Consider the following 8,157-nt stretch of genomic DNA (forward strand, 5'->3'; position numbering starts at 1 on the left):
ACATGATCCGCCCACAAGGAACCATCGCACCGATCCTGACGCCGTTCGAAAACGACGGCCGGATCGCCCGCGATCTCTGGATATCCCACGCCAAATGGGTGCTGGATCAGGGAGCGCATTTCCTGTCGCCGTTCGGCACCACGGGCGAGGCCTTGTCCGTCTCGTTGCGCGAGCGCATGCAAGCGCTGGAGTGGCTGGTCGAGGCCGGCATTTCGCCAAGCCATCTGATGCCCGGCACTGGTGTCACAGCACTTGCCGAGACCGTCGAGCTGACGGCGCATGCCGTCGGGCTCGGCTGTGCCGGGGTGATGGTGCTGCCGTCGTTCTTCTATACGGCCGCCGGCGACAACGGACAGGCCCGCTACTATGGCGAGCTGATCGAACGGGTGGCGAACCCGGCGATGAGGATGATCCTCTACCACATCCCGCAGAATTCCGGCGTATCGGTGAGCCCGGCGCTGACCGCCCGCTTGAGCCAAGCGTTTCCGGATGTCGTGGTGGCTTACAAGGACAGCGCCGGCGATTGGAACAACACCGCGGCGGTCATTGCGGCAGCCCCAAGGGTCGCGGTGTTCCCTAGTTCGGAAGCACAGCTGACGAAAGGCCTCGCCAACGGTGCTGCGGGGTGCATCTCGGCGACGGTCAATCTGAATGCCGCAGCGATCCGGGCCCTCTACGACGCAGCGCTGGCGGGAGAGGACATTACTGACGCGGATGCCGCCATCAAGGCGTTCCGCAAAATCATCCAGGACGCCGGCCTCATCTCCGCGATGAAGGCAGTGCTGGCGGTACGGTCCGGCGACAGACGCTGGCTGAACCTGCGCGCGCCGCATGAGAACGCGACGCAAGCCACCGGCGAAGCTTTGCTCGCCGCTTTCGGCCCGCTAGCCGACCATATCGGCCGGAGCTGACTATCGGGCCGTGTTCAGGGCGGCAGCAGCGCGTATCAGCGCCTTGAACGCATTCTCATCTATGTCTTCGCCCTCACGGATATCGATGGCGCGCCTGGTGTTGCCTTCGAGACTGGAGTTGAACAGGCCTGAAGGATCCGGCAGGGAGGCGCCCTTTGCGAAGGTCACCTTCACGACGTTCTTGTAGGTCTCGCCGGTGCAGATTATTCCGGCGTGCGACCACACCGGAACGCCTCGCCACTTCCACTCCTCGACCACTTCCGGGTCAGCCTGCTTGACGAGAGCGCGGACATGGGAAAGCGTCTTGCCTCGCCAATCGCCCAGCTCACTGATCCTCGCATCTATCAGGTGCGAGGGGGAGCTCTCTGCATTTCCTTCCATAGAGCCACTCTTCATCACCATTGTCGCTTTCCCCAGGGTTGTTGCCGCTCGCCCGTCACATGAATACCGCTAGTCGGCACCGGGTTTGCGGGAATGACTCGCATTCCACTCACATTCGCTCGCCAGGCAACTGGCTGGCTTGCCTTACCCAGTCGGTGAGTTGAGCTTCGTCGAGCTGGTCGTCCTCGCGGATGTCGAGGTAGCGCACGTCCTTGTGCTTGGACTCGCCTGGAGGGACAGGATGCAGCGACGTGCCGCGGAAGAAAGCCAGCTTGATGTACTTTGTGAAGCAATGGAAGTTGAGGAACCAGCCTTGACCCTCTACGCCATAGAAGGGCGAGTTCCATTTGACGGCCTTGCGCAGGTTGGGAACGTTGCGCTCGATGAGTGCGTCGAGGCGGCGGCCGACATCGCGTTTCCAGCCCGGCATGGCCGCGATGTAGGCCTGCACAGGAGCGTCACCATCACCCTTCGGGATCTGCGGGTTGCCGCCTGCGAGGAGGACCGGCTTGGCGGCTGCAGGCTTGGCGGCGGGCTTCTTCGCGACCGCCGCTGACTTGATGGACGTCTTGTTGGCCATGCGTTCACTCCAATGCGCCGGTGCCCCCTGCGTTGCGCCACTTGGGAGCGTAAGGCAGCACGAACATGTACAGACCGGTAAGCAGGAGCAAGCCGAGTGGAAACAGCGGCAAGAGGTATACCCAGTAGGCGGGTTCCTTGCCTGCTCCCAGGCTGATGAAGATGGCGGCGACGACCGCCGCAAAGATAATCGACAGCCAGCGGTGGATCTGCCGAACCCATTTGTTCCAATCCATTGAGACCTCCTCTGAAGACGAACCGAAGCGGATCGGGCGGCCCGTTTGGCGACTCCCGCCGGGCAGCCACGCCACTGAACGCATGCTTTACCAGCGCGCCAGTTGGGTGATTTGAACGAGATTGCCGCAGTTGTCGTTCAGCTGGGCGATGGTCGAGCCGGTTACTTCGGTCGGCGGCATCGTGAACTCGGCGCCGCGCGCTTTTATGCGCTCGTAGTCGCCCTTGACGTTATCGGTGAAGAACATGACCGCGGGCTGGCCCTGCTGGAAAATGGCTTGCTGGTAGGTCTTTGCAGCGGGGTTGTCATTGAGCGCGAGTTGCAGCTCGGCACCGTCCGGCTCGTCGGGTGATCCAACGGTCAGCCAGCGAAACGGCCCATTGCTGAAATCGGTCTTCTTGGTAAAGCCGAGCGTTTCGGTGTAAAAGCCCAGTGCCTTTTCCTGGTCGTCCACGTATACTTTGGCCAACTTGATCTTCATTGGCTTGCCTCCATTATCGCCTCGTGATGTCGCTCTGTAACAGAGCCCTTGCTTGGATAGCCCAGCGGATCTCAGTCCGTCCGCGCCAGAACCTGCTCCAGATCGTCAAAGAACCTCGGCCAGCCGACTTTGGCACCCCGGAAGTAAGGCTGCTGATCCGGCCGGAAGCCCGACTGTTCCATGCGCAAGCGGGCTCCGGTGCTCGTGGGGGTGAGGGTCCAGGAGACGATACTCTTGAGATCCTTGGTATCCCACGTGTAAGTCAGTGTTCTGTTCGGCTCGACCGTCTGCACCTGACATTCGACAGCGCCCCAGTCTGCGTGAAGATTGAAGCGGTGGTTCGCGACAGGTTTGAAGTCATTTTTCATGAGCCACTCCTCGATCAAGTGTGGTTGCGTGAGCGCGCGCCAGATCTTCTCGGGCGGATAAGCGATTTCCCGTTCAACAACGACGGAGAGCGTTTCGGTCGCCATTTCGTTCACTGATCCATCCTTTTGAGCAGGTCTTCGAGGTCGTCGAACCGGCTCTGCCAGAACCCGGTCATCTGGCTTGTCCAGTCAATCAGGGGGGCAAGCGCAGCAAGCTGCGCGCTATAATGGGTCTGTCGCCCTGCATGGCGGTCGCGCACGAGCCCGGCCTGCCTCAAAACGCCGAGATGTTTTGACACGGCCGGTTGCGAGATCCCGGCCTGAGCCGTCAGAGCCCCGACCGTCTGCTCTCCTTCGCGACACAGCCGCTCAAAAATAGCGCGCCGAGTCGGATCGGCAAGCGTTCTGAAGAGTACATCGTGAGCGTTTGGCATTGGGATCGATAACCCTTCGGCTATTGATCGATGTATAACCACCGGGATATGTGTGAGTCAAGCGGGAAGCGGCATAATTCTCGTTGCAGGTCACCTGCTTCGCTCACGCAGCCAGTTGCTTATTCGCCGTGCTCTGCACTGGAATTGTCACGCGTTATACGCTACATGACCATCTACATGGTCAGGAGCTGAGATGGACGCGGTCAATTTGGCGGACGCCAAGGCACATCTGAGTGAGCTCGTCGACCGGGTCGAGGCTGGAGACTCGATCGACATAACCCGGCGTGGCAAGCCCGTCGCCAGGCTCACGGCCGTGGCCCGCCCTCGCAAACGGATCGACGCCGTCCTGCTCCAATCCCTGACCGCAACCATGCCTCTGCAGGCCCAGGCTGCCGCCGATCTGGTGCGATCGATGCGAGATGGCGATCGCTATTGACGTCCTATCTCGATACTTCGCTGATCATCGCGGCACTATCCAACGAAGCCATGACCGCGCGCGTTCAGGGCTGGCTGGCGGAGCAGGACCCAGCGCAACTTGTGATCAGCGACTGGACCATCACCGAGATGTCCTCCGCCATGGCGATCAAGCTTCGGACCGGACAGATCGACCTGGAGCAACGCGCGGCAGCGCTCGCGATGTTCAATAAGCTTGTCGCTGAGAGCTTCACCGTGCTGCCGGTGACGGGCGGGCATTTTCGGGTCGCCGCGAAATTCGCCGATCAGCATATGCTCGGGCTTCGTGCTGGCGACGCCCTGCACCTCGCGACGGCATCGGAGCATGGCGCCACGGTGTGGACCCTCGACCAGCGGCTCGCCGAGGCAGGACCGATTCTCGGCGTGCCGACGCAGTTGCTGGCATGATCGAGGCCCTCTCCTCCAAAATGAATAAACCGATTGAGGCTCGCCGAGCGGTACGGCCTTTCCACTTATGACGCGATGATCGCCTCCGCGGCGGTTCACGTTGGCTGCGATACACTCTGGTCAGAGGACATGCAGCACGGAATGGCGCTCGACGAAGGCTTGCGCATCGTTAATCCCTTTCGCGTTGCGAGCTGATCACGCTCATTGAAGGGGGCTGGCCGGGAGCGAACTGGCGGCTTTCGATGTTGCCGAGCGGCGTGTCCGGCACGGAGAGCGATGCTGTCAACCACAAGCGTCTGCGCGGGCGAGGAGAAAGGCCGCCTCGCGCACGTTGCGGGTGAGCTTGGCCGCAGCCTCGAATTCGGCGCGGGCCTCGGCCAGCCGGCCGGCCCGAAACAGAAAATCGCCCCTCGCCGCCGGCAATGGCGCATAATTGCGCAAGGCGGCGGCGTCGGCAATCTCGTCTACCAACCGCAGGCCCGCTTCGGGCCCGAAGGCCATGCTGTGGGCGACCGCTCGATTGAGATCGACCACCGGCGAGGGCATCACTGCACGCAGCCGGTCGTAGAGCGCTGCGATCCGGGGCCAGTCGGTGTCGGCCGGACTGCGCGCCCGCGCGTGACAGGCTGCAAGCGCGGCCTGCAACACATAGGGGCCATCGCCCCCGAGGGCTTCGGCACGGGCCAGCGCGTCAAGGCCTCGGCGGATCAGCAGCTGGTCCCAGCGCGCGCGGTTTTGCTCGGTCAGGGTCAAGAGGGCGCCGTCCGGCCCGATGCGTGCCGGCAGGCGCGATGCCTGGATTTCCATCAGAGCCAGCAGGCCGAACACCTCGGCATCCTCGGCCATCAACCCCGCCAGCATGCGGCCGAGCCGTTGTGCCTCCAGGCACAGGCTCGGCCGGACAAGGTCGTCGCCTGCCGTGGCAGCATAGCCTTCATTGAAGATGAGATAGATGACCTCCAGCACCGAGGACAGACGCGCCGCACGCTCGGCGCCGCGCGGCACCTCGAAGCTGAGCCCGGCCTTTCCGATCGTCCTCTTTGCGCGGACGATGCGCTGGGCGATCGTCACCTCGCTCGACAGGAAAGCACGGGCGATCTCGTCTGTCGTCAGGCCGCCGATGACACGCAGCGTGAGGGCCGCGCGGGCGTCGGCCGAAAGTATGGGGTGGCAGGCTGTGAAGATGAGGCCCAGCAGCTCGTCGCCAAGATCGTCGTTCATGGCCATTTCGTTTCCCTCGGCCGTACCATCGCACTCGCCGTCCAGCTCCCGCGCGATCTCCTCATGCTTGCGCTCGCGCATCTTGTCGTGACGGATCGCGTCGATGGCGCGGCGTTTGGCGACCGTCATCAGCCAAGCGCCGGGATTGGCCGGAACGCCGGTCCTGGACCATTCGGATAAGGCTATGACCAGGGCGTCCTGCACCAGTTCCTCTGCAAGATCGACATTGCGCACGAGGCGGGCCAGGCCCGCGATGAGCCGGGCTCGTTCAATGCGAAAAATCGCCTCGATCGCCTGCTGCGTCTCGCCTGCCGTCATGCTGCCTTATCGGCCAAAGCCATAACGAAGGCAAAGCAGGTTGCGGCCGACAGGTTCAGTTGCCGCTGAGCTTCTTGCGCGTCCGGTCATGGATTTCCGTGACCTGCGGCGTCAGATTCCCATTGCCAATCAGCCATCTCGTACAGCGGCCGGATTTCAATCTCGCTCGGTCCGGGCATGGGATTGGGGCAGCGCTTCACCCAGGCGACAGCCTCGTCCATGTCCTTGACTTCCCAGAGCCAAAAGCCGGCGACCAGTTCGCGGGTCTCGGCGAAAGGCCCGTCGATGACCGTCCGGCGGGGACCATCGAACGCAACGCGCTTGCCCTGCGAGGAGGGCTTGAGGCCATCGGCGTCGAGCAAGATGCCGGCATTGCGCAGCTCGTCGTTAAACCTGCCCATCGCCTCCATCGCCTCCTTCGCCTCGGGCGTGGGGACAAAGCCCTTTTCGCTGTCCTCGGTAGCCTTCACGAGCACCATCACACGCATCGTCTGTCTCCTTGTTGAGCCGGACTCACCGGCCGGCATCGAAACGACGAACGGAGTTTAGGAAATCGACATTGTCCTGCAAATTTTTTTCGAGGTTGAGGAGAAAGCCGCCGATCGCGGCTCCCCTGGTCAGGAATCGCGATGGCGCGATATCGAGATTGGGCGCAACGCTGGTCGCCGATTGTAAGTAATTGAGTGGCCCGCCTAAACCATTTCGGGACGTTTTGAAGCCTCGCGGATCGCCTTGTGCACGCTGCGCTGCAAATCCATGAAGGCCGGGGTTTCCATGATCTCTTCCCGGCGCGGGCGCTCGATATCGACATTGAAGGTCTGCATGATGCGTCCCGGGCCGATCCCCATCACGACGATGCGGTCCGACAGGTAGACGGCTTCTTCCACATCATGGGTGACGAAGAGCACGGTGAGCCTGTGCTCCTCCCAGATCTGCGTCAGGAGTTCCTGCATCTGATGCCTGGTCAAGGCATCGAGCGCGCCAAAGGGCTCGTCCATCAGAAGCATTTTGGGTCGATAGGAAAGAGCACGCGCTATGGCCACCCGTTGCTTCATGCCGCCCGAAAGCTCAGACGGATAACGATTGGCGCTGTGAGGGAGCTTGACCAGATCGAGATGCTCGCGTGCTATCCTGCGGCAGGTCGCGCGATCATGACCCGCGGCCTTGAGGGCAAACTCGATGTTCTGCTGCGCCGTCAGCCAGGGAAGCAGGGTGTAGGACTGGAAGACGACGCCGCGGTCGAGGCCCGGCTGCAGGATCGGCGCGCCATCGATGGCAAGATCTCCCGCGTCGAAATCCTGCAGTCCGGCAACGATCGACAGCAGCGTGCTCTTGCCGCAACCCGACGTGCCCACCAGCGAGACGAACTCGTTGTCGGCAAGATCGAGATTGATATCGCGCAGCACTTCCGTGCGCCGCGCGCCCGTGCCGAAGCTCTTGTGGAGACCTTTGATCCGCAGTTTGGGCAAACTCATCGGCTCAGCCTCATTGCACGTGGCCCTCCTGCCGGAACAGCACTTTTCCCAGTGCCTTCATGACCTGGTCGGTGATGAGGCCAAGCACGCCCAGCAGCAGGATGTAGCCGATGATGGTGTTTGTCTGGAAATAACGCTGGGACACGGTGATGCGGTAGCCGAGCCCTGATGTCGCCGCGACAAGTTCCGCCAGCACCAGCCAGGTCCATGCCCAGCCGAGACTGATGCGCAACGTGTCCCAGATGCCTGGCAAGGCGCTGGGAACCACGATGCGCGTCAGGATCCTGCGATCCGGCAGCCCGAGCGTCCTGCCAAGGCCAATGAAATCAGCGGGAACCCGCTTCACATTGTCCATGATCATCAGCACCTGCTGAAAGAAGGTGCCGATGAAGATGATCAGAAACTTCTGGGCATCGCCCGTCCCCGACCACAGGATGGAAAGGGGCACGAAAGCGACCACCGGCATGTAGCGGATGAAATCCACAAGCGGCTCGATCGCCGCTTCCCAAGTCCTGAAGCTGCCGATCAGCACGCCAATCGGAATCGCCAATGCCGAGGCGATGAGGAAGCCAACAGAAATGCGGTATATCGAGGTCCTGAGATCCAGCCACAGCGTGCCGTCACCCGAGAGCTTGCCGAGCTGGGTCACCACGCTCCCCGGCGAGGGCAGGAAAATCGGCTTTACCAGCCCCAGCCCTGTTGCCGCCCACCAGGCAAGGCCGAGGCCGGCAAAAACCGCCACTGCTATCATCAGGAAGCGCGAGCGTGCGATGGGCGCGGCCCTGCCCGCCGGGAGGCGCCACCCCCAAGGCGGTTTTTTAAAACCCCCCGCCCCCGCGCGAGAAGGGGGTGGGGTTTGGGCCCCGGGGTCAGTCAATTTGGGAACCACCCCC

13 protein-coding genes are annotated in these 8,157 nt (G+C 62.4%); 3 read left to right on the forward strand and 10 right to left on the reverse strand.

The window, feature by feature from the left end:
• Positions 1-2: 2 nt before the first annotated feature.
• A complete protein-coding gene (locus tag NKI25_RS29845) occupies positions 3-911 on the forward strand; it encodes a dihydrodipicolinate synthase family protein (RefSeq protein ID WP_352707334.1) in 909 nt (302 codons plus the stop codon).
• Here the strand turns inward: NKI25_RS29845 and NKI25_RS29850 are convergent, their stop codons facing one another.
• From NKI25_RS29850 to NKI25_RS29875, 6 genes are all read right to left on the reverse strand, one after another.
• The gene (locus tag NKI25_RS29850; protein WP_353000162.1) at positions 912-1,292 is read right to left on the reverse strand and encodes a DUF1801 domain-containing protein; all 381 of its coding nucleotides are present in this window, start codon (positions 1,290-1,292) and stop codon (positions 912-914) included.
• Positions 1,293-1,401: 109 nt separating this feature from the next.
• Positions 1,402-1,872 (reverse strand): DUF1801 domain-containing protein, encoded by a 471-nt coding sequence (locus NKI25_RS29855; protein WP_352451013.1) that lies wholly within the window; start codon positions 1,870-1,872, stop codon positions 1,402-1,404.
• Positions 1,873-1,876: 4 nt separating this feature from the next.
• A complete protein-coding gene (locus NKI25_RS29860) occupies positions 1,877-2,107 on the reverse strand; it encodes a hypothetical protein (protein ID WP_023716563.1) in 231 nt (76 codons plus the stop codon).
• An 87-nt stretch (positions 2,108-2,194) separates the two neighbouring features.
• Entirely contained in the window at positions 2,195-2,587 is a 393-nt protein-coding gene (locus tag NKI25_RS29865) for a VOC family protein (RefSeq protein WP_352707337.1), read from the reverse strand.
• Between the two features lie 71 nt (positions 2,588-2,658).
• On the reverse strand, positions 2,659-3,069 hold the full coding sequence (locus NKI25_RS29870) for an SRPBCC family protein (protein ID WP_353000164.1): 411 nt from the start codon (positions 3,067-3,069) through the stop codon (positions 2,659-2,661).
• The gene (locus NKI25_RS29875; RefSeq protein ID WP_023716560.1) at positions 3,066-3,389 is read right to left on the reverse strand and encodes an ArsR/SmtB family transcription factor; all 324 of its coding nucleotides are present in this window, start codon (positions 3,387-3,389) and stop codon (positions 3,066-3,068) included. Before NKI25_RS29875 ends, NKI25_RS29870 begins: the two co-directional genes overlap by 4 nt.
• Before the next feature lie 193 nt (positions 3,390-3,582).
• On the opposite strand from NKI25_RS29875, the gene NKI25_RS29880 reads away from it, so the two are divergent.
• Together NKI25_RS29880 and NKI25_RS29885 are read left to right on the forward strand one after the other, a co-directional pair.
• Positions 3,583-3,825, forward strand: coding sequence for a type II toxin-antitoxin system Phd/YefM family antitoxin (locus NKI25_RS29880; RefSeq protein WP_352468031.1), 243 nt, complete (start codon positions 3,583-3,585; stop codon positions 3,823-3,825).
• The gene (locus NKI25_RS29885; RefSeq protein WP_352707342.1) at positions 3,822-4,250 is read left to right on the forward strand and encodes a type II toxin-antitoxin system VapC family toxin; all 429 of its coding nucleotides are present in this window, start codon (positions 3,822-3,824) and stop codon (positions 4,248-4,250) included. The genes NKI25_RS29880 and NKI25_RS29885 overlap by 4 nt, the downstream gene beginning before the upstream one ends.
• A 282-nt stretch (positions 4,251-4,532) precedes the next feature.
• On the opposite strand, the gene NKI25_RS29890 is transcribed toward NKI25_RS29885, so the two are convergent.
• The 4 genes from NKI25_RS29890 to NKI25_RS29905 all read right to left on the reverse strand — a co-directional run bounded on the left by NKI25_RS29890 (position 4,533) and on the right by NKI25_RS29905 (position 8,015).
• Positions 4,533-5,789: an RNA polymerase sigma factor gene (locus tag NKI25_RS29890; protein WP_352634581.1), complete on the reverse strand. Its 1,257-nt coding sequence runs from the start codon at positions 5,787-5,789 to the stop codon at positions 4,533-4,535.
• 86 nt (positions 5,790-5,875) lie between these two features.
• Positions 5,876-6,277: a YciI family protein gene (locus NKI25_RS29895; protein ID WP_353000166.1), complete on the reverse strand. Its 402-nt coding sequence runs from the start codon at positions 6,275-6,277 to the stop codon at positions 5,876-5,878.
• Between the two features lie 204 nt (positions 6,278-6,481).
• Positions 6,482-7,264 (reverse strand): ABC transporter ATP-binding protein, encoded by a 783-nt coding sequence (locus tag NKI25_RS29900; RefSeq protein ID WP_352707347.1) that lies wholly within the window; start codon positions 7,262-7,264, stop codon positions 6,482-6,484.
• A gap of 10 nt (positions 7,265-7,274) precedes the next feature.
• Entirely contained in the window at positions 7,275-8,015 is a 741-nt protein-coding gene (locus NKI25_RS29905) for an ABC transporter permease (protein ID WP_352457396.1), read from the reverse strand.
• Positions 8,016-8,157: the final 142 nt, after the last annotated feature.

The sequence above is a fragment of the Mesorhizobium sp. M0808 genome (assembly GCF_040320025.1).
Taxonomy (GTDB): domain Bacteria; phylum Pseudomonadota; class Alphaproteobacteria; order Rhizobiales; family Rhizobiaceae; genus Mesorhizobium.

Excerpts from the sequence above, each read along its gene's own strand:
- NKI25_RS29845 (WP_352707334.1), top strand. The coding sequence starts at position 3 with ATGATCCGCCCACAAGGAACCATCGCACCGATCCTGACGCCGTTCGAA.
- NKI25_RS29850 (WP_353000162.1), bottom strand. The coding sequence starts at position 1,292 with ATGGAAGGAAATGCAGAGAGCTCCCCCTCGCACCTGATAGATGCGAGG.
- NKI25_RS29855 (WP_352451013.1), bottom strand. The coding sequence starts at position 1,872 with ATGGCCAACAAGACGTCCATCAAGTCAGCGGCGGTCGCGAAGAAGCCC.
- NKI25_RS29860 (WP_023716563.1), bottom strand. The coding sequence starts at position 2,107 with ATGGATTGGAACAAATGGGTTCGGCAGATCCACCGCTGGCTGTCGATT.
- NKI25_RS29865 (WP_352707337.1), bottom strand. The coding sequence starts at position 2,587 with ATGAAGATCAAGTTGGCCAAAGTATACGTGGACGACCAGGAAAAGGCA.
- NKI25_RS29875 (WP_023716560.1), bottom strand. The coding sequence starts at position 3,389 with ATGCCAAACGCTCACGATGTACTCTTCAGAACGCTTGCCGATCCGACT.
- NKI25_RS29880 (WP_352468031.1), top strand. The coding sequence starts at position 3,583 with ATGGACGCGGTCAATTTGGCGGACGCCAAGGCACATCTGAGTGAGCTC.
- NKI25_RS29890 (WP_352634581.1), bottom strand. The coding sequence starts at position 5,789 with ATGACGGCAGGCGAGACGCAGCAGGCGATCGAGGCGATTTTTCGCATT.
- NKI25_RS29895 (WP_353000166.1), bottom strand. The coding sequence starts at position 6,277 with ATGCGTGTGATGGTGCTCGTGAAGGCTACCGAGGACAGCGAAAAGGGC.
- NKI25_RS29900 (WP_352707347.1), bottom strand. The coding sequence starts at position 7,264 with ATGAGTTTGCCCAAACTGCGGATCAAAGGTCTCCACAAGAGCTTCGGC.
- NKI25_RS29905 (WP_352457396.1), bottom strand. The coding sequence starts at position 8,015 with ATGATAGCAGTGGCGGTTTTTGCCGGCCTCGGCCTTGCCTGGTGGGCG.